Here is a 17,958-nt window from a genome sequence, read left to right as displayed (position 1 = left end):
GCGATTACAACCGGGCGGCTTTGTCCTGATCTGGCGCATCGGTACACCAATGATCACCGGTCAAAACCCATACAGCCTTGTTCGCTGTAGCGTGGATGGTGATCTGACCGCTTTCGGCCTCGATGATGTCCGGGTTAAGCAGGTTCAGGAATAAAGCCAGGGCTTCGGGTGTCAGGCACATAAGCAGATCTCCTTTGCTGTATCAGCGACCGGACTGTCCTCCTGCATTCCTGCCAACTGGATTTTAACGCGGCCCCGGTTTTCAACATAGCGCGAGTTTGCGTATTTCAGCAGTCAGGGCCGTATTGCGGCCCTTGTTGGGCTGTCTTTGATGTTTTTTGGGCGGATGATCTCTGGATCTTCGGATTGGGTGATCCTTGGACGGCAGCTGCGGCCAAGTTTGCTCAGCGGCAGTCCCGTGGCGTGTGGGGGGCTGGGCAATATGTACCGAAACGCACTGCAAATTGCACATATGTCTATGAAAAACGGTACGTCTCCGTCACGGTTCCGGCGATGGTCGTACGCAGAAAACAAGCCTGCGGTCTTGCGGTCTTTTGCCGGGCTGACATCTGCGCTAAAGGCAAAGGGTAACAAGGATGACCCGCATGACAGACGCTCCCGTAAAACCGAAAAATATCGATACACCACAAGGGCTTGCCTTTGCGTTGGCCGCGTATTTGATGTGGGGGGTTATGCCGCTTTACATGAAGATGCTGGCGCATATTCCCCCCGCCGAAGTGGTGGCGCACCGGGTGATATGGTCCGTCCCCATCGCGGCGGTGGTGCTGATCGTGCTACGCCGAACACAAGACCTGGTAGAAGCCCTGAAGTCCCCCCGCATCCTGATCATGGCCTGTGTGACCGCGGCGCTGGTATCGGTCAATTGGGGGATCTATGTCTGGTCCATCGCCACAGATCATGCGTTGGACGCGGCTCTCGGCTACTATATAAATCCCCTTTTCAGTATAACGCTGGGGGGATTGTTCCTTGGCGAACGCCTGAGCCGGGCTCAATTTGCTGCCATCGGATTGGCAGCATTGGCGGTTGCGATTTTGTGGTGGGATGCTGGAACTCTGCCTTGGGCAGCGGTCGGTCTGACCGTGACTTGGGGATTTTATGCCTTCTTCAAGAAATCTCTACCCGTCGGCCCAAATCAAGGTTTCCTGTTGGAGGTGTTGATTTTGCTGCCCCCCGCCTTGGCCTACCAGTTCTATCTAAGTACCACCGGGCAAGGCCATTTTGCGGGCTCCGGGTTTGATACGGCCCTGTTGATGGGGGCCGGGGCGGTCACTGCTGTGCCGTTGATGATCTATGCTAACGGTGCCAAATTGTTGCGGCTGTCGACCATCGGAATTCTGCAATATATCGCGCCGACGATGATTTTTCTGGTTGCTGTTCTGGTTTTTGATGAACCTTTCGGACGGGCGCGCATGTTCGCTTTTCCGCTGATTTGGGCGGCTTTGGTGATTTATTCAGTATCGATGTGGCGGCAATTGCGTCATTCGAAAATGTAGCAATTGTATGAATTAAGTGTTTCTGGCCCGTTCCGAATAATCCCGCACACGCGCCGCGCAACCGGTTAAGAGCGCCCCGCACATGCCGGGCGCTCTCAAGCGGTCATCAGGCAAGGGCATCTTTGAATTTCAGAAAACGGGCATCCGTCATCACCCGTTTGTTCATGGCCTCGCGCAGTGCGCCAACCGAACTGTGCGGCCGCATCACGACTTCGAACTCTGCGATCAACCCGTCATCGTCAAGCGTGATAAGATCGACGCCGACCGCATCGCGATCACCGATCTTGCATTGGAATTCCAGTGCCCAATCTTTGCCGTCGCCCATGATCCGGCGATAGCGAAATTCGGAAAATACCTGCCCGACATGGCCCAACACTGCGGCGACCGGTTCGCGGCCTTTCCATGTTTTCCAATAGGTTGGCGGCATGAAAAGCACATCTTCGGCTAAAATTTCCACGATTTTTCTGTCGTCACCGGCGGCGATGATTTCGGTCATGCGTTCGATTGTAGGATGCATTTCTGTTCCTCCCCTATTGACAGCAGGGTGACGGGGCATTCCGCCACTGGCAAGCCTGACGTCGGGTTGCGCCTTTGCCCCTCCGCGCGTATCCAACCACCATGGTTTGGAGCACAGCATACACCCCCCCGTCCGATCCGCTGGTGATCCTGCACGAGGACCATGAAATCGTGGTCGTCGATAAACCTTCGGGATTGCTATCGGTGCCCGGGCGGGGCGAACACCTGTCCGATTGCCTATTAACCCGGGTGCAGGCGGTATTTCCCCAAGCCTTGCTGGTGCATCGGCTGGACCGGGACACGTCGGGAGTAATGGTCTTCGCTTTGACACCGCACGCGCAGCGCAACCTGTCGATGCAGTTCGAAAAACGGACAACCCGGAAAACCTATGTCGCACGGGTCTGGGGGCATCTGGACCCCAAGACCGGCACCGTGGATTTGCCCCTGATCGTCGACTGGCCCAATCGACCGCGTCAGATGGTCGATCATGAAAACGGGAAATCGGCGATTACCGATTGGCGGGTGCTGAAATATGGGGCGAATGAAACCCGTGTCCGGCTTAGCCCGAAAACTGGCCGCAGTCATCAATTGCGGGTGCATATGCTGGCTTTGGGGCATCCGATTCTGGGTGATCCGCTTTATGCCGAAGGCGAAGCCGGGGAATATCCGCGCCTGATGCTGCATTCCGAAGAATTGCGACTCAAACATCCCGACAGTGGCAAGGGTATGGGGTTCCGGGCCAAGGCCCCGTTCTGATCAGGCTGGCCTATTCCGCGTCAGATTTTGCCTAGCGCAAGCGACGATCGGTCAGGTTCAGCCGCCCGATGGTGATCGGCTGCAAAACAGAATGCAAAGCGGCATCGCCATTCAAAAGCTGATCCAGCTCTTCCAGCCGATTGGTGGCAATCAATTCCAGAAGGTCGGTCCGTATGGTGCCATCCGAATCCCGTGGCAGGTCCGTAACAATCTGGGTCAGGTCCGCCATCGGCCCGGATTGCGGCAAGCTGCCGGGTGCCAGATCGCCCTCGACAAAGGCATAGATCCCAACGCCACCGGCAGACATCGCGAAAGTGGCGAAAGCCACGTCCGTTGCCCCTGCGGCCAGCAGCGCTTTGCGGATTGCGGGGCCGTCCTGTTCGATCCGGTTCTCCGATCCTTCGCCGTCGGACCAATGCATCAGCCGACGTGTGATGAAATTATACAGCTTTTTCCCGGTCGCCATCCAAATCCGCGACGGCAGGGATTTTCGCGCCAACATTTTCTTTTCGGTCGGTGTCAGCAGGTGTGGGGCAAAGGCGCGTTTCTGTTTCAGCATGTGTCGCAGGTCTTCGCGCGCGGCGATACGGAACAGTTTGCCCCGGCGTTTATGCACGCTGGCGAGCTGGAAATCGATGACGGCGGCGCGTCCGTCCGGTGTCATCAACCAGTTTTGCGGCTTGGCAATGTCGTTATGGCAGACGCCGCGCCGCTTCATGTCGCGCAGCAGGCGTTTGGCATCGTGAAACCACAAGGGATCGGACGGTTTCGCTAGGTGCAGCGGCGTGCCCTTTGACCAGATCCGCAGAATGCCGGCCTTGTCAGCGGCCAGCAGCACTGGAACCCCTTCGATCCCCTGAACCGCCCGCAACCCGCGCACTTCCTTGCGGGCCAGAAACTGTGACAGGGGCCGGGCGTACCACGGCACACCATCCAATTTTCGCAGCGCAACCTTGACCGACGGATCCGACGCCAGATGGCCCGAAATCGTTTCGGAAAAGATATCGCGTTTCAGCACCGTTTCCGGCACAAAATCCGCCTGCGACTTAGGTTTGGTTTTGGCCATCGGGCCCCCATAAAAAAGCATCCGGGGCCGTCATAGCCCCGGATGCCCGTTTTCTGCAATGGCGAGCGGAGTTATTCCGCCGGTTCTGCATCGTTGGTCCAGCCAGCGACCGACTTGACCTCGAGGAAATCCTCGATGCCCCAGACGCCGCCTTCGCGTCCGTTGCCCGATTGCTTCATGCCACCAAAGGGCGCACCGGCGCCACGGCTTTGGCCGTTGATTTCCACCATGCCCGAACGCAACTGTCGGGCCACGCGGTTGGCCTTGGAACCGTCTTGGGTCTGAATATAGTTGGTCAGCCCGTAATCGGTGTCATTGGCAATCGCGATTGCGTCTTCTTCGTCGTCGAACGGAATCATCGTCAGCACCGGGCCGAAGATTTCTTCGCGTGCGATGGTCATGTCGTTGCTCACATCGGCAAATACCGTTGGACGGACATAGAAGCCTTTGTTCAGCCCGTCGGGACGGCCCAGACCACCGGCGACCAAGCGAGCCCCTTCGTCGATGCCTTTCTGGATCAACCCTTGGATCTTGTTCCACTGGGCTTCGTTCACCACCGGGCCGATATGGCGGCCGGATTCATGCGCATTCCCCACGGTGACCTTACTGGCCACTTCAGCAGCGGTTTCCACCGCCTGATCATAGGCACCTTTCTGGACCAACATCCGGCTGGGGGCGTTACAGCTTTGGCCGGTGTTGTTCATCATGTGCAGAACCCCACGCTTGACCGCCTTGTCATCGGCATCGGCGAAGACGATATTCGCACCTTTGCCTCCCAGTTCCAGATGCACGCGCTTGACGGTGTCGGCGGCGTTCTTGGAAATCGCGATACCGGCGCGGGTGGACCCGGTGAAGCTGACCATATCCACATCCTTGTGACCAGTCAGCGCGGTGCCTACGCCAACACCGTCCCCATTGACGAGGTTGAACACGCCCTTGGGGAACCCGGCTTCGTCCATGAATTCAGCGAACAGCATCGAGTCAAGCGGGCTTTCCTCGGACGGTTTCAAAACCATGGTGCAGCCAGCGATGGCTGCGGCAACCACTTTCAGCGTGACCTGGTTCATCGGCCAGTTCCACGGCGTGATCAGAGCGGCGACCCCCACCGGTTCATAGATGATTCGGTCGTTCGGCGCGTGGTCGCCCAGTGGACGGACGAAGTCGAACTCCTTGGCTGCTTTCAGGAAGTTCGAGATGTGCCAAGTGCCTGCCCCGACCTGCTGAGTTGACGCCATGTCAATCGGCGCCCCCATTTCGACCGAGATCGCCTCGCCCATCTCGGCACCCCGGCGCTTGTAAACCTCAAGCAACTTTTCGACCAATGCGATACGCTGATCCTTCGGGGTGTTCATCCAGCCGGGAAACGCAGCCTTGGCGGCGGCAACAGCCTTGTCCACATCGGCCTGACCACCCAGCGAAATGACGGCACAAGGTTCTTCCGTAGAAGGATCGATCACCTGATGGTCTTTGGCTTCGACCGGGTTGACCCATTCCCCATTGATATAGAATTGACGTTGTTCGATCATCACTCTCTCCTGTGAGTAAATGCCATTCCGGTACAATTTTCCGCTAGGCAGAAATTTATCCGCAGATTCTCGCGCAATGTGACAGGGGTTCTGGCGAGCTTCAAGTCGGCTTCTTCCCCCCTGTCGAATAATTTGATCAAATTATACCGATTGTCAAATGTTGCGACACTATGTCCAGTTCTGAATTTCACGTCGAAGGGGGCTAGAAAAACTGAAATTAGAACGTATCTAAGTCTACGAAATTAGTTTTCCAAATAGGTAAGGAAAGAAATATGGGCTTGCGCATCAACGATATCGTCCCGAATTTTACTGCGGAAACCGATCAGGGAACCATCACGTTCCACGATTGGATCGGCGATAGCTGGGCAATTTTGTTTTCACATCCGAAAGATTTCACGCCGGTCTGCACAACCGAATTCGGCGCTGTGGCGCAACTGGCCGATGAATGGACCAAGCGCAACACCAAGGTGATTGGCCTGAGCGTTGACGCCGTTGAAGAGCATGAGAAGTGGAAAAGCGATATCGAAAGCTATTCCGGCGCACCGGCTGGTTTCCCGATCATCGCGGATGAAGCACTGGAAGTGTCGAAACTTTTCGACATGCTGCCGGCCGAAGCCTATCTGCCCGATGGCCGCACTGCCGCTGACAGCGCTTCGGTCCGATCGGTTTTCATCGTCGCGCCGAATAAGAAAGTTCAGCTGATCATGACCTACCCGATGTCGGTGGGCCGTAACTTCGCCGAAGTCCTGCGCGCGCTGGACGGGTTGCAGGCAACCTATAATACCCCGATTGCCACCCCGGCCAACTGGACCTTGGGTCAGGACGTGATCGTTGCTTTGTCGCTGACTGACGAGCAGGCGAAGGAAAAGTTTGGCGAAATCGATGTCAAGCTGCCCTATCTGCGGACCACCAAGTACAAAGCCTGATCCCAAGCGATCAGACCCTATCGAAACCTCCGCAGTTTTCTGCGGGGGTTTTTCTTTGTGTTCTATCCGGTTGTTCGCAGCGCAAAATACGCGGAGCTGTCGAGGGAACACGTCAGTGTCCCATAAAAAACGCCCCGGCCTTGGTGGCCGGGGCGTGATTTTCAGAAAGGAAAGCTGAGGATCAATCCTCGGCTTTTTCCTCTTTCGCCAGCTCTTCGCCGGTTTCCTGATCGACCATCTTCATAGCAAGGCGCACCTTGCCGCGGTCGTCGAAGCCCAACAGCTTGACCCAAACTTCCTGACCTTCCTTCAGAACGTCCGAAGGATGGTTCAGGCGGCGGTTTTCGATCTGGCTGACATGGACCAGCCCGTCGCGTTTGCCGAAGAAGTTCACGAAGGCACCGAAATCGACAATCTTCACGACCTTACCTTTGTAGATATGGCCTTCTTCCGGCTCTGCCACGATCGAATGGATCATGTCATAGGCTTTCTGGATCGCTTCACCGTTCGGGCTGGCGATCTTAATGATGCCGTCGTCGTTGATGTCGACCTTTGCGCCCGACACTTCAACGATTTCGCGGATCACCTTGCCGCCCGAACCGATCACTTCACGGATCTTGTCAGTCGGGATCTGCATGGTCTCAATACGCGGCGCGTGGGCCGAGAATTCACCAACACCCGAAAGCGCCTTGTTCATCTCGCCGAGGATATGCATCCGGCCGTCCTTGGCCTGAGCCAGGGCTTTTTGCATGATTTCCGGGGTGATGCCCGCGACCTTGATATCCATCTGGAGCGAGGTGATGCCGTTTTCGGTCCCTGCCACTTTGAAGTCCATATCGCCCAAGTGATCTTCGTCACCCAGGATGTCGGTCAGAACGGCGTAGGATCCATCGTCTTCCAGAACCAGACCCATGGCCACACCGGCCACGGCGGCCTTCAGCGGCACACCGGCATCCATCATCGACAGAGACCCACCACAAACAGACGCCATCGAAGACGACCCGTTCGATTCGGTGATTTCCGACACCAGACGCAGGGTGTAGGGGAAATCAGTTGCCGCCGGCAGAACCGCCTGAAGTGCGCGCCATGCCAGTTTGCCGTGACCGATTTCACGACGGCCCGGGCCACCCACACGACCAACTTCACCGACTGAGTAGGGTGGGAAGTTATAATGCAGCAGGAAGTTCGATTTGAAGTTGCCATGCAGCGCGTCGATGAATTGCTCATCATCACCGGTGCCCAGCGTGGTCACGACCAAGCCTTGGGTTTCTCCGCGGGTGAACAGGGCCGACCCGTGGGTCCGCGGCAGCAGGCCGGTTTCGGCCACGATCGGGCGTACCTGATCCAGCGCACGACCGTCAATTCGCTTGCCTTCTTTCACCACAGTGCCGCGCAGAACGCTCGATTCCAGCTTTTTCAGGGCGGCGCCAAGGTTGGCGTCTTCCAGCTGTTCTTCGTTCAGAGTGGCCTTGATCGCATCTTTTGCCGCAGCAACAGCGGCAACGCGTTCTTGCTTGTCGGTGATGGCATAAGCGGCATGCATCTTGTCTTCACCGGCGGCTTTCACCGCTTCAAACAGGTCGGAATAATCCGGCGGGGTGAAGTTGAACGGTTCCTTCGCGGCGTCTTCGGCCAGCGAAATGATCAGGTCGATGACCGGCTGGATTTGTTCGTGGGCGAAGTTCACCGCACCCAGCATTTCTTCTTCAGACAGCTCGTAGGCTTCCGATTCAACCATCATCACGGCGTCTTTGGTCCCGGCAACCACAAGATCCAGACGCTGTTCGGGGTTGTTGCGCAGGTCCTGCATATCGTCCACGGACGGGTTCAGGACGTATTCACCTTCGGAGAAGCCAACACGAGCACAGGCAATCGGGCCACGGAACGGCGCGCCGGAAATGGTCAGCGCTGCCGAGGCGGCGATCATCGCCACAACATCGGGGTCGTTGACCAAGTCGTGGCTCAGCACGGTGCACATGACCAGAACTTCGTGCTTGAAGCCGGGCACGAACAGCGGGCGGATCGGACGGTCGATCAGACGCGCGGTCAGCGTTTCTTTTTCAGTCGGGCGCGCTTCGCGCTTGAAGAAACCTCCGGGGATTTTACCGGCAGCATAGTATTTTTCCTGATAATGCACGGTCAGCGGAAAGAAATCCTGCCCGGGCTTGGGTTCCTTGGCGAAAGTCACGTTGGCCATGACCGAAGTTTCACCCAAGGTGGCGATGACAGAGCCATCGGCCTGACGGGCAACCTTGCCCGTTTCCAAAGTGAGGGTTTCATCGCCCCACTGAATTGATTTCGTCGTTACGTCAAACATTTGCGTATCCTAATTGGAAGCACTCCCAGGCGTATCCCGGGTCTTCCGTTGTCATGGCGGCCCCATTGCCGCCGACCCCAATATCATTCCTTCGAGCGCCGGGGTCAGGGCGCAACGTCTCAGATGGTGCGGCCATACATGAGTTTTGGCCATTTTGGAACAGGAAAGGTAGAAGAGCAGGCAAGCCGAGCAGGTCGCGGGACAGGAAACCCACTGTTGACGTAGATCATTGCGACTCCCTGCCGGGACCTTAGACAGAGCCAAGATCAAATTCTGAGGAATTCCTATGAAACGACTTCTTCTTGCCGGGGTGTTCGCGCTGGCCACCTTTGGTTCCGCGACGGCCGGGCCGGTATCCGATTTCGAAGATGTTTATCGGCAAATGTACGGGGCGTACCGGATCGTGCTGTTCAAGACAAACTTGGGCGATGTCGGCGCATCAACCGAAGCAATGACCAGCTTTACCAGCCAGCTTGATGCTTTGTCCGCCACCTATGGTGCCGCACCGCCACCGCACTACGAGGATGATCCTCACTGGGACGACACCATGGCAGAGGTGACACAACTGGCCGCCGCGACAAAGGCGCTGATTGATGCAGGAGAACTGGCCGAAGCGCATGAGGTGCTGGAAGCAGTGCGCGAGGCTTTCAGCGCCCTACATATCCGCAACGGGATTCAGACATTTTCGGACCGGATGAACGCCTATCATGCAGAGATGGAGCATCTATTGGCGCTCGACATGGCAACGTTGGATGCCAAGATGATGACCAAAGTCCATGAACGCGCGGCGGTGATGTCGTATCTTGCTGCTGAAGTGATCGCGACGCCGCCAGCGGACGCCACGGGAAACGACGCATATGCTAAGCTGGTAGCAGATTTCGATATTTCGGTCAGTGCGCTGCTTGATGCCGTCCGATCGGGCGATCCTGACGCGGTCAAAGCTGCGGTGGGCAAGGTGAAGAAACCCTATTCGCTTCTGTTTGTGAAATTCGGCTGATTCAACGCGTTGGAAACGGAAAGGGCGTGCAGGAGCGATGGAAACACCGATGGTGCCCGCGCCGCGCTAGGCGCGGGATTGCGAAAACTTACTATCGGGTTGTCCCGTCCGTGTCATAAATCGCAGGGCATATGTTTTGACATCTTTTGGCCAATTGGCGATCCGCGCCTCGAATGCGGGCAGGTTGTCGGAGAATAGCGCGCGGCTCGCTTCTTCGAAGCCGGGCAGATTGCCCGCCAGTGCCGACATGAAACGATACGCCGCTTCCTGTGCCTGTCTGGTGTCGGTGGTCCCGGCATCGGCGCGGCGGGCGTCATCCACCAACCGCCGCAAAGCCCGGGATGCGCCGCCGGGTTGCCGGGACAACCAATCCCAATGTCGCGGTAACAAGGTCACTTCGCGCGCAACAACACCCAGTTTCGGGCGGCCACGTTTGCGCGCCGGGACCGGATCGGCAACGGGTTGATAGCGGGCGATGACTTCGGCATCCGTCCCGCGCAGATCCAGATCGACCACCCGGCCGCAATGATCGTCGAACACCAGCGGTTGCGCTGTGGTGGGGTCGGCATGCTTGACCACCAACGCGACCTCGGTCAGCGGCCCGGCTGCGATCCGGGTCATCCCGGCGAATGCTGTATGCGTGTTGCGCGTGTCCATCAGAGGTTCCGTGACATTTATTTGTAATTACCCGGATAAAAATATAAAAGTCAATTTAATCCGGGTGAAAAGAGAAAATCATGAAACACGAAGACAGAAAAGCGGCGATCAATGCTTATAAGGACCGTGATCCAGCGCAGGGAATTTTCGCTATTCGCTGCCCCTCCGAGGGGGTGATATGGGTTGGGTCGACCAAGGATCTAGACAAGATCAAAAATCGGATTTGGTTCACATTGCGCATGGGGACTACCCCGCAAAAGGATTTGCAACGGGCTTGGAATTCACAGGGCGAAGATGGGTTCGAGTTTGAAGAACTGGAACGGTTCGATGCGGACCTGATCGATCTGGCACAACGGCGAATGCGGAAAGAGCGGCGGGATTATTGGCTTGAAAAATTTGCGGCGCGGCCATTCTGAATCGTTTGTGACTTGCCGTCGACCGATTGAGTGCGGGGGCGGCTTTGTACTTTTTCGCAGCTGAGGCCAGAGGTTTATCGGGCTGGCCTAGCTGATCGACCATAGGTAAAAAAGAAAGCCCGCTCCGGGTCGGAGCGGGCTTTCTGAATTCGAAAACTCGGTGTGCGCTTAGCGGCGCAGGCCCAGACGTTTGATCAGGTCCTGATAACGCGCTTCTTCCTTGCCTTTCAGATAGTCCAGCAGCTTGCGGCGCTGGGCAACCATCTTCAGCAGGCCACGGCGACCGTGGTTGTCTTTCTTGTGAGTCTTGAAGTGCTCGGTCAGGGTCGCGATGCGCGAAGACAGAATGGCAACCTGAACTTCGGGCGAACCGGTGTCGCCTTCTTTGGTTGCGAATTCTTTCATGACGCGGGCTTTTTCTTCGACAGTGATCGACATCGGGATCTCCTTTGAACAAAAGGTGAGGGCACAAGCCGGGATGTCGTCCAGCAAGGTCCATAAATGCACCACCCCGGCGAATCCGTGGCAGATGCGGGCGTATATGAAAAATTTCAGCGAAAGGGAAGTGAAAACGCCATTTTACGCGGCGCTGAGGCTTTCTAGGCTGGATTGAGGCATCAGCACAAAGTTGGCGTCGTTGACAGTGGTGACATTGTTCAGCGTCGCAATCGCTTCGCCGTTCATGGTCAGCACCATATCGCCGGGTGTGGTTTGCGATGGTTCCAGTTCCAAAACGGGATCGATCCCGTTTGAATCATCATAGATAAGCAGCATGATGTCTTCGCCCATGTCGAAATCGGTCACAGTTACCGGATCCTCGATCCATTCGCCGATCAGAACCGTATCCGATCCATCGCCCAGACTGACGATATCTGCGCTGCCGGCGTTGATTGTGTCATCGCCACCGCCACCGTTGAGGAAATCGGCATCGGTATCGTCGTTGCCATTTATGTCGTCATTGCCCCAACCACCGAACAGCGTGTCGGCCCCGGTCCCGCCGGTCAGGCTATCATCGTTTAACCCGCCATGCAGGGCGTCACTTCCGCTGCCACCTATCAGGGCGTCATTGCCGCCGCCACCGACGAGGCTGTCATCGCCGGATTCCCCGTCAAGACTGTCGTCCCCTTCGTGACCATAGAGTTGATCATCGCCAGCGCCACCGAACAGTTGATCATCACCCGCTTCGCCATGCACAACGTCATCACCGTCGTTACCCAGTATCAGATCGTTGCCTTCGGCACCGTGCAGATCGTCGGACCCGTCGCCACCCAGAACGCTGTCTTCGCCACCATAGCCGCCGATCTGATCGTCACCAGTCCCACCCGTGAGAACGTCGCTGACCTCGGTTCCTGCTAAAATGGTGTCGCTTTCACCGTCGTTCGGGGCGTCGATTGCTTCAGCCTCTGCAGGGGCCGCTTCAACGCCGAAAAAAGTGCCAATATCGACGACGGTATCATCTGAACCCTCATCGGTCGGATCTTCGTCCAGCATGTCGTCATCTGTTGAATCAAAGTCGGCAACCAGACCAACAATGGCGACCCCTGCCAGCATCGCGCCAAGCAGCCCTGTAAGCATAAACATTTGCAGTCCAACCTTTCGCCCCGGCATTACTATGACGCCGCCGGGGAGGGTCGGTCAAAACCTAATGAGTCTACTGGTTAACGTTCGAACCATTCCCTGTAGCCCGTTCGAATTCGGTGGCCAGCACCGCCATCCAGTCGCCGATGATCGGCAGAAATTCGAACTGCGACAGCCACCAGGTCAGGATCGACACCAGCAGGGACGCCCCCAAAACCGATCCCAAACCAAAGGCCAGACCACGGGCGAATTGCATCAGGATCAGCCGCGATACCGAATTTTGTATCTTTATAAACCTATGGTTATTGAATGTTTTGACCTCGCTGGTCAGTTGTTGGATCGCGGCGGTTGCCTCTTGCTGATCGCTTTGGCCGGGTGTGTCAGGCGTTTGGGTCACGACAGGATATCCCATAATTGCGGTTGTTGACTGTAAGCGATGTAAAGCGGGTGCTTTGGATGACCGGCTTTGGTCAGGCCAAGATGGTAAACAGGCTGTCCCAGTTCGCGCAGCAGATGCGCCACCTGTGCGCCACGGTTCATATGGTCGCCATGGCTACCCCAACCGGCAATGATTTGATCGGCCCAGTCACAGCTTTCGGTCAGGATGCGGTCGTTTTCCGGCCCGACCGGGTGTTTCGCGGCGCGCATGTGTTTGGGATCCGTGTCGCGCCAAGCAAAGATATTGATGACTGCAAAGGCCCCGAAGCCAAGCGTGCGGGCGCGGCGTTCACAGCGTTCCACGGTGGGGTCGTTTTGCATTTCGGTGGCGGTGGATGGGTTCAGCATGATGAAAAGCGCCTTTCGCCCGCTCCGGTCCCAGACCCGCGTCAACCGATAGCGATAGCGTTCGCAATCAGAATAAATGGCGGTCGACTGGGCGTCGCCCTTTTGAAAATTGCGCGAAATCATGGGTCCTGTTTGACCGGATTTGTCGGGCTTGCGCAATATCTGCGGTCGCAACGGAGCCCTGTTTCTTACAAAAACAGGGTCAAGCTGGCCTTTCTGAAACTGCTGGCGGGGGAATCAGCGGGACACAAAAGCGTACGGCGGGACCCTGAAGGGAAGTCCCGAACCGCCGAACGGCTGACCTAATACGGACCAGACGATCGGATAACCCCGAAAATCCCAGAGAATACGCCCTGAATCCCCGACCCATGTATCGGCCGAGCGGAGGAAAACCGCACTTTGGTCCTGTTGGGATTCCGGCTTTCGTCGTCAGTTAGATGACTCAAGGAGACTCGAAAGTAGTGGTACAACATGTCCTAAGTTGAAACGTATGTATGCTTGAGGTTCTAACATGTCTTTCCTTTTGATGCTCGGTACTCTGTTGGTTGGGTCGTTTGCACTTGTTGATGGCGCTGACGACAGTAGCGATGAAGACATGATCGCCTCCAGCCACGAAGACGAGTTGATCGAGGACGAGCAGGATATGATGCTCGACATTGCGTTGTTCGAGGAAGAGTCGGTCGAAGAGGCGCATATCGAAGCGGCTGACGCAGAAGAAGAATTCGTCGTGGAAGAGCAGGTCGAAGCAGGTGAATGGCTGACCGGCGGCAATGGTGCCGACGATCTGACCGGTACCAATGGCGATGACAGCATCTTTGGTGGCGAAGGGGCCGACACGATCGAAGGCGGCGCTGGTGACGACGCGCTGTTCAGCGGCAATGACGCATCCTACAGCGACGACTGGAACCATTATCCCGGCGAACTGACCCGGGTGGATGATGCCGGTGACGTTCTGAATGGTGGCGCGGGCAATGACGAGCTGTGGCTGGGGCAGGGCACTGTGGCCACCGGCGGCGAAGGGGACGATCTGTTCCATGTCTTTGGCGCGACTTACCCGCAAGGCGCAGATGCCGCCGAGATCACCGATTTCACTGCCGGCGAAGACCAGTTGGAAATCGATTTCCCGGTGCATGAAGGCTATTACACCGAAGATTTCACCACCGAAGATGCGATCAACGGTTTGCTGAGCAGCTATGACGAAGAAACCGACACTACCGTGATCGAAATCGATGGCGAAGAAGTGGTGGCGATGAATGGCGACCAGACCGATCTGAGCATCGCCTTTTACGACGATGTGAGCGGCTCCGGTGCGCCGGTTTGGTTGGATGTCGAAGGCAACGCGATGACCGCAGAAGACGGCGAAGCCGCCGATATCATCCTCTGTGCCCGGGCCTTGCAGGACGTGATCGGCGAAATTTCCTAAGGCGCGGCCGCGAGGCATTTACCCAAATTCAGAAAACACGGTGCGCAGCAATGCCGAACAACGCCCGGCCATGCGACGGTCGGGTGTAGTTCCTAGTCGGTGTGCCCAAAAAGGGGGGCGGTCTTGCTCTTAGTCGGTCGCGGCCAAACCTTCAGGCTGCCCCACTACGACAAAGCTCAGATGTTCAGGGTCGAGCAGCCGCTTGGCCACCCGGTTCACATCTTCAAGCGTCACCGCATTCACCATGTCGTTGCGGGTGGCGATATAGTCGATCGGCATATCGCTCATCTGCATCGCCACCATGATATTGGCGATGGCGGAATTGCTGTCAAAACGCAGCGGATAGGACCCGGTCAGAAAAGTCTTTGCGTCATCCAGTTCCTGCTGTGTCACGCCGTTTTCGGCCAGCCGGACCCATTCATTGCGGATCACCTGAATCGCCTGTGCAATCCGGTCATTGGCCGATGCAACCGATCCCATCCAAAGCTTGGCCTGATCCTTGTCGGCCAGGAAACTGTAGATGCCATAGGTCAGCCCGCGTTTTTCGCGCACTTCCTGCATCAAGCGGCTTTCGAACGACCCGCCGCCCAGGATATTATCCAGAACGAAGGCAGCAAAGAAATCGGGATCAGCGCGGTCGATGCCCTTCTGACCGAAAATCGCAACCGATTGCGGTGTGTCGAATGGAACCACCTTGACCCCGCCGGGGAAATTCAGCGTTGCGGGCCCGGCCAAAGGCACCCCTTTTTCGGGCAACCCGGCCAGCAGATCATCCATCAGTGCCGCAAGCTGGTCCGCATCGATATCGCCCACCGCCGAGATCGCAACCCGATCCTTTGCCAGCGCGGCTTGATGCGCTGCGATCAGATCGTCGCGGGTCAGCGCGGCGACGCTTTCCAAAGTGCCGCTTTCCGGCTGACCATAGGGGTGGTCGCCAAAGACCAGCGTTTCGAACGCCCGCCCGGCAATGTCTCGGGGGCTTTTCAGATCCGACTTGATGTTGGACAGAACCTGCGTACGTACGCGTTCGACCGCGTCGGGATCGAACCGGGGATGGATCAGTGCCGCGCGCAGCAGCGCCACTGCCTGATCACGGTTTTCGGTCAGGAACCGCGCCGATACCGATACCGCATCGTCGCTTTGGTCAAACCCGAAACTGGCCGCCAAAGATTCCGTGGCGCGGGCGAAGGCGCGCGCGTCCATATCCCCGGCACCTTCTTCCAGCAGGCCAACCATCAGGTTGGTCGCACCGTTCTTTCCTGGCAGGTCCAGAGACGCGCCACCCTTGAAGCGGATTTCCAGCGACACGAAGGGAATGGAATGGTTTTCCACCAGCCAACCGTTGAAACCACCCTTGGACGTGACGGTCTGAATCTCGACTGCCGCCGCCGCCGGAAAAGCGGCGAAAACCGTGAAAATAAGCGCGACAAGACGCAACATCATTGGGTCACCTCTTCGGCCATCATCCAGCCGGTGACGGATTGGCGGCGGTCCAGAACGTCCTTGGCGGCAGCCACGATGTCATCGGCGCTGACGGCCTGCAAAATATCGGGCCACTCCTGCACATCCTTGACCGTCAGGCCCTGGGTTAACGCACGGCCATAGCGGTTGGCCAATCCTTCAACATCGTCGCGGGCATAGATTTCCGAAGCCCGGATCTGTGTCTTGATCCGCGTCAGTTGTTCCGTGTCGATTCCGGTTTCCAGAAACTCGGCCAGGGTCTGGTCCATCGCATCTTCGGCCTGTTGCAGTGACACGCCGGGGGCGGGGACCACGACCAGATCGAAGGTTGTGTCATCCAGCGACGTGCCGCCGTAATAGGCCCCGACATAAACCGCTGTCTGGCTTTCAAATTGCAGTTTTTCTGCCAGAACCGAGGTCTGGCCGCCTCCCAGAATTTCGGCCAGCACGGTCAGGGCGGCGGCCTTTTCCTGGGCGCCGTGATCGCGTTCGGGGGCCAGATAGGACCGGCTGACATAGGGTTGAGCCACCCGCGCATCACGATAGGTCAGCCGCCGTTCGGCAGTCTGCGGTGGTTCCTGGCTGCGATAACGTGTGTCCGGCAAGTCGGGATTGGCCGGGATTGCGCCGTAATATTTCGTGGCGAGGGTTCTGACTTCTTCGGGGTCCACATCACCCGCTACAACAAGAATGGCGTTATTGGGAGAATAATAGGTTCCATAGAAAGACAGCGCATCTGCAAGGCTCAGGTCTTCCATTTCGTGGCGCCAACCGATCACGGGTACGCCATAGCGATGGTTCAGATATTGCACGGCCGATTTCTGTTCCCGAAACAACGCGGAGGGGTTGTTTTCGGTACGCATGTTGCGTTCTTCAAGAATCACATCGCGTTCGGTGGCGATTTCGGTTTCGGTCAGCCGCAGGTTCACCATCCGGTCGCTTTCCATCTGCATCATCAATTCCAGCCGGTCGGCGGCAACGCGTTGATGATAGGCGGTGTAATCATAGCTGGTGAAGGCGTTGTCACGACCGCCATTCTTGGCGACGGTGGCGGAAAATTCGCCGGGTTCAAGTGTTTCGGTGCCTTTGAACAGCAGGTGTTCCAAGAAATGGGCCACCCCGGATTGACCGACCGGTTCATCCGCTGACCCGGCTCGGTACCAAACCATCTGAACGACGACGGGCGCGCGGTGGTCTTCGATGACCACAACCTCCATCCCGTTGTTCAGTGTAAAGTTGCTGACCTGATCGTCAGCCAATGCCGGTAAACTGGTCGCGATAAATGCGGCAAATCCCAAAACGAAACGGATCATGTCGGTTCTCCTGTCGATCAACAGCAAGATACGCGCTGATCGGGGGGCTGCAAGGGCGGTGACGAGGATGTGAAGACCCATTGCGACCGCATGCACAGGGACACTGTGCGCGGCGCAGCTTGTCAATTCGTCCGAATGGAAATCGCTTAGCGGTCGTCGGGCGGCGCGGTTGGAGTGGCGACACCACGGCGACGCCACCATTCCTGTACCGCATGGGCATTCAGCTTTTCACGCTGATAGGCTTCTGAGTAGCGGTCGACCTTGACGATGCGGATTTTGGTGAAGCGCGACTTGCGGCGGCGGAAATCTTCGTCCTCAGCGGCAAGGGATTCGCGGATGTCGGACGGAACACCCTTGCGGCTTGCATGGGTGACCAATGCGCCGTCGGCGGCAGGAATGCCCGTCCCAAGTTGCCGGGCCGATGCGCGACCACCAAGGGCCGCGATGCCATCACCAATCGGATCCTGATCGGTCAGGTTGCTGCCACCCGGTGTCGGTGTCGGTAAAGCTGAGTAATCCTTCGGGGCCTGCAATTCCTTACCCGGAATGATCGAAAATTCATCAGGTCCGTCGGTGAAAGAGCGCAGATCGCGCAGGGAAATATCCCGTTCTTCCCCCGAACAGGCCGCCAGAACCAGACCTGCGATCAACAACCACGCGCGCGGCATTGCCACCCTCCAGAAACATCCGAACCCGTCTTAGCTGA

19 protein-coding genes are annotated in these 17,958 nt (G+C 57.3%); 6 read left to right on the top strand and 13 right to left on the bottom strand.

Annotation, left to right across the window (positions count from 1 at the left end):
• Nucleotides 1-4 precede the first annotated feature (4 nt).
• Nucleotides 5-181: a hypothetical protein gene (locus TG4357_RS19635; protein ID WP_058261404.1), complete on the bottom strand. Its 177-nt coding sequence runs from the start codon at nucleotides 179-181 to the stop codon at nucleotides 5-7.
• Between the two features lie 424 nt (nucleotides 182-605).
• On the opposite strand from TG4357_RS19635, the gene rarD reads away from it, so the two are divergent.
• On the top strand, nucleotides 606-1,514 hold the full coding sequence (gene rarD, locus TG4357_RS03080; RefSeq protein ID WP_058261537.1) for an EamA family transporter RarD: 909 nt from the start codon (nucleotides 606-608) through the stop codon (nucleotides 1,512-1,514).
• 106 nt (nucleotides 1,515-1,620) lie between these two features.
• Here rarD and TG4357_RS03075 read toward each other — a convergent pair whose 3' ends face one another.
• Nucleotides 1,621-2,031: a nuclear transport factor 2 family protein gene (locus TG4357_RS03075; protein WP_058261403.1), complete on the bottom strand. Its 411-nt coding sequence runs from the start codon at nucleotides 2,029-2,031 to the stop codon at nucleotides 1,621-1,623.
• Between the two features lie 101 nt (nucleotides 2,032-2,132).
• Between TG4357_RS03075 and TG4357_RS03070 the strand changes: the two genes are divergently transcribed.
• Nucleotides 2,133-2,786, top strand: a complete 654-nt coding sequence (locus TG4357_RS03070) for an RluA family pseudouridine synthase (protein ID WP_058261402.1) — start codon at nucleotides 2,133-2,135, stop codon at nucleotides 2,784-2,786.
• 31 nt (nucleotides 2,787-2,817) lie between these two features.
• Here TG4357_RS03070 and TG4357_RS03065 read toward each other — a convergent pair whose 3' ends face one another.
• Nucleotides 2,818-3,852 (bottom strand): phosphotransferase, encoded by a 1,035-nt coding sequence (locus TG4357_RS03065; protein ID WP_074646977.1) that lies wholly within the window; start codon nucleotides 3,850-3,852, stop codon nucleotides 2,818-2,820.
• A gap of 71 nt (nucleotides 3,853-3,923) precedes the next feature.
• Nucleotides 3,924-5,378 (bottom strand): aldehyde dehydrogenase family protein, encoded by a 1,455-nt coding sequence (locus TG4357_RS03060; protein WP_058261400.1) that lies wholly within the window; start codon nucleotides 5,376-5,378, stop codon nucleotides 3,924-3,926.
• Nucleotides 5,379-5,650: 272 nt separating this feature from the next.
• On the opposite strand from TG4357_RS03060, the gene TG4357_RS03055 reads away from it, so the two are divergent.
• Nucleotides 5,651-6,304, top strand: a complete 654-nt coding sequence (locus TG4357_RS03055) for a peroxiredoxin (RefSeq protein WP_058261399.1) — start codon at nucleotides 5,651-5,653, stop codon at nucleotides 6,302-6,304.
• A 181-nt stretch (nucleotides 6,305-6,485) separates the two neighbouring features.
• On the opposite strand, the gene pnp is transcribed toward TG4357_RS03055, so the two are convergent.
• On the bottom strand, nucleotides 6,486-8,621 hold the full coding sequence (pnp, locus tag TG4357_RS03050; protein WP_058261398.1) for a polyribonucleotide nucleotidyltransferase: 2,136 nt from the start codon (nucleotides 8,619-8,621) through the stop codon (nucleotides 6,486-6,488).
• Between the two features lie 286 nt (nucleotides 8,622-8,907).
• Between pnp and TG4357_RS03045 the strand changes: the two genes are divergently transcribed.
• Nucleotides 8,908-9,618, top strand: coding sequence for a hypothetical protein (locus tag TG4357_RS03045; protein WP_058261397.1), 711 nt, complete (start codon nucleotides 8,908-8,910; stop codon nucleotides 9,616-9,618).
• A gap of 66 nt (nucleotides 9,619-9,684) precedes the next feature.
• On the opposite strand, the gene TG4357_RS03040 is transcribed toward TG4357_RS03045, so the two are convergent.
• Nucleotides 9,685-10,275 carry a DUF2239 family protein gene (locus TG4357_RS03040; RefSeq protein ID WP_058261396.1) on the bottom strand — a complete coding sequence of 197 codons (591 nt, stop codon included), beginning with the start codon at nucleotides 10,273-10,275 and terminating at the stop codon, nucleotides 9,685-9,687.
• Between the two features lie 80 nt (nucleotides 10,276-10,355).
• On the opposite strand from TG4357_RS03040, the gene TG4357_RS03035 reads away from it, so the two are divergent.
• Complete coding sequence (locus TG4357_RS03035) at nucleotides 10,356-10,691, top strand: GIY-YIG nuclease family protein (RefSeq protein WP_058261395.1); 336 nt, start codon at nucleotides 10,356-10,358, stop codon at nucleotides 10,689-10,691.
• Between the two features lie 168 nt (nucleotides 10,692-10,859).
• Here the strand turns inward: TG4357_RS03035 and rpsO are convergent, their stop codons facing one another.
• The 4 genes from rpsO to TG4357_RS03015 all read right to left on the bottom strand — a co-directional run bounded on the left by rpsO (nucleotide 10,860) and on the right by TG4357_RS03015 (nucleotide 13,178).
• Nucleotides 10,860-11,129, bottom strand: a complete 270-nt coding sequence (rpsO, locus tag TG4357_RS03030) for a 30S ribosomal protein S15 (protein ID WP_058261394.1) — start codon at nucleotides 11,127-11,129, stop codon at nucleotides 10,860-10,862.
• Nucleotides 11,130-11,270: 141 nt separating this feature from the next.
• Nucleotides 11,271-12,272, bottom strand: a complete 1,002-nt coding sequence (locus tag TG4357_RS03025) for a calcium-binding protein (RefSeq protein WP_074646965.1) — start codon at nucleotides 12,270-12,272, stop codon at nucleotides 11,271-11,273.
• Nucleotides 12,273-12,342: 70 nt separating this feature from the next.
• On the bottom strand, nucleotides 12,343-12,666 hold the full coding sequence (locus TG4357_RS03020; protein WP_233487417.1) for a DUF5665 domain-containing protein: 324 nt from the start codon (nucleotides 12,664-12,666) through the stop codon (nucleotides 12,343-12,345).
• A complete protein-coding gene (locus TG4357_RS03015; RefSeq protein ID WP_058261392.1) occupies nucleotides 12,663-13,178 on the bottom strand; it encodes a DUF1643 domain-containing protein in 516 nt (171 codons plus the stop codon). The genes TG4357_RS03020 and TG4357_RS03015 overlap by 4 nt, the downstream gene beginning before the upstream one ends.
• A gap of 388 nt (nucleotides 13,179-13,566) precedes the next feature.
• On the opposite strand from TG4357_RS03015, the gene TG4357_RS03010 reads away from it, so the two are divergent.
• Nucleotides 13,567-14,478 (top strand): M10 family metallopeptidase C-terminal domain-containing protein, encoded by a 912-nt coding sequence (locus TG4357_RS03010; protein ID WP_058261391.1) that lies wholly within the window; start codon nucleotides 13,567-13,569, stop codon nucleotides 14,476-14,478.
• 129 nt (nucleotides 14,479-14,607) lie between these two features.
• On the opposite strand, the gene TG4357_RS03005 is transcribed toward TG4357_RS03010, so the two are convergent.
• The 3 genes from TG4357_RS03005 to TG4357_RS02995 all read right to left on the bottom strand — a co-directional run bounded on the left by TG4357_RS03005 (nucleotide 14,608) and on the right by TG4357_RS02995 (nucleotide 17,920).
• Nucleotides 14,608-15,918, bottom strand: coding sequence for a M16 family metallopeptidase (locus tag TG4357_RS03005; RefSeq protein ID WP_058261535.1), 1,311 nt, complete (start codon nucleotides 15,916-15,918; stop codon nucleotides 14,608-14,610).
• Entirely contained in the window at nucleotides 15,918-17,252 is a 1,335-nt protein-coding gene (locus TG4357_RS03000) for a M16 family metallopeptidase (RefSeq protein WP_058261390.1), read from the bottom strand. Before TG4357_RS03000 ends, TG4357_RS03005 begins: the two co-directional genes overlap by 1 nt.
• A gap of 146 nt (nucleotides 17,253-17,398) precedes the next feature.
• Nucleotides 17,399-17,920, bottom strand: a complete 522-nt coding sequence (locus TG4357_RS02995) for a DUF3035 domain-containing protein (RefSeq protein WP_058261389.1) — start codon at nucleotides 17,918-17,920, stop codon at nucleotides 17,399-17,401.
• Between the last annotated feature and the right edge of the window lie 38 nt (nucleotides 17,921-17,958).

Source organism: Thalassovita gelatinovora (genome assembly GCF_001458355.1).
Taxonomy (GTDB): Bacteria; Pseudomonadota; Alphaproteobacteria; order Rhodobacterales; family Rhodobacteraceae; genus Thalassobius; species Thalassobius gelatinovorus.
The sequence above is the reverse complement of the archived record's forward strand: the minus strand, read 5'-3'. Positions and strand labels throughout refer to the sequence as shown.

Coding starts and splice junctions, on each gene's coding strand:
- TG4357_RS19635 (WP_058261404.1), bottom strand. CDS start 181: ATGTGCCTGACACCCGAAGCCCTGGCTTTATTCCTGAACCTGCTTAAC.
- rarD (WP_058261537.1), top strand. CDS start 606: ATGACAGACGCTCCCGTAAAACCGAAAAATATCGATACACCACAAGGG.
- TG4357_RS03075 (WP_058261403.1), bottom strand. CDS start 2,031: ATGCATCCTACAATCGAACGCATGACCGAAATCATCGCCGCCGGTGAC.
- TG4357_RS03070 (WP_058261402.1), top strand. CDS start 2,133: ATGGTTTGGAGCACAGCATACACCCCCCCGTCCGATCCGCTGGTGATC.
- TG4357_RS03065 (WP_074646977.1), bottom strand. CDS start 3,852: ATGGCCAAAACCAAACCTAAGTCGCAGGCGGATTTTGTGCCGGAAACG.
- TG4357_RS03060 (WP_058261400.1), bottom strand. CDS start 5,378: ATGATCGAACAACGTCAATTCTATATCAATGGGGAATGGGTCAACCCG.
- TG4357_RS03055 (WP_058261399.1), top strand. CDS start 5,651: ATGGGCTTGCGCATCAACGATATCGTCCCGAATTTTACTGCGGAAACC.
- pnp (WP_058261398.1), bottom strand. CDS start 8,621: ATGTTTGACGTAACGACGAAATCAATTCAGTGGGGCGATGAAACCCTC.
- TG4357_RS03045 (WP_058261397.1), top strand. CDS start 8,908: ATGAAACGACTTCTTCTTGCCGGGGTGTTCGCGCTGGCCACCTTTGGT.
- TG4357_RS03040 (WP_058261396.1), bottom strand. CDS start 10,275: ATGGACACGCGCAACACGCATACAGCATTCGCCGGGATGACCCGGATC.
- TG4357_RS03035 (WP_058261395.1), top strand. CDS start 10,356: ATGAAACACGAAGACAGAAAAGCGGCGATCAATGCTTATAAGGACCGT.
- rpsO (WP_058261394.1), bottom strand. CDS start 11,129: ATGTCGATCACTGTCGAAGAAAAAGCCCGCGTCATGAAAGAATTCGCA.
- TG4357_RS03025 (WP_074646965.1), bottom strand. CDS start 12,272: ATGTTTATGCTTACAGGGCTGCTTGGCGCGATGCTGGCAGGGGTCGCC.
- TG4357_RS03015 (WP_058261392.1), bottom strand. CDS start 13,178: ATGATTTCGCGCAATTTTCAAAAGGGCGACGCCCAGTCGACCGCCATT.
- TG4357_RS03010 (WP_058261391.1), top strand. CDS start 13,567: ATGTCTTTCCTTTTGATGCTCGGTACTCTGTTGGTTGGGTCGTTTGCA.
- TG4357_RS03005 (WP_058261535.1), bottom strand. CDS start 15,918: ATGTTGCGTCTTGTCGCGCTTATTTTCACGGTTTTCGCCGCTTTTCCG.
- TG4357_RS03000 (WP_058261390.1), bottom strand. CDS start 17,252: ATGATCCGTTTCGTTTTGGGATTTGCCGCATTTATCGCGACCAGTTTA.
- TG4357_RS02995 (WP_058261389.1), bottom strand. CDS start 17,920: ATGCCGCGCGCGTGGTTGTTGATCGCAGGTCTGGTTCTGGCGGCCTGT.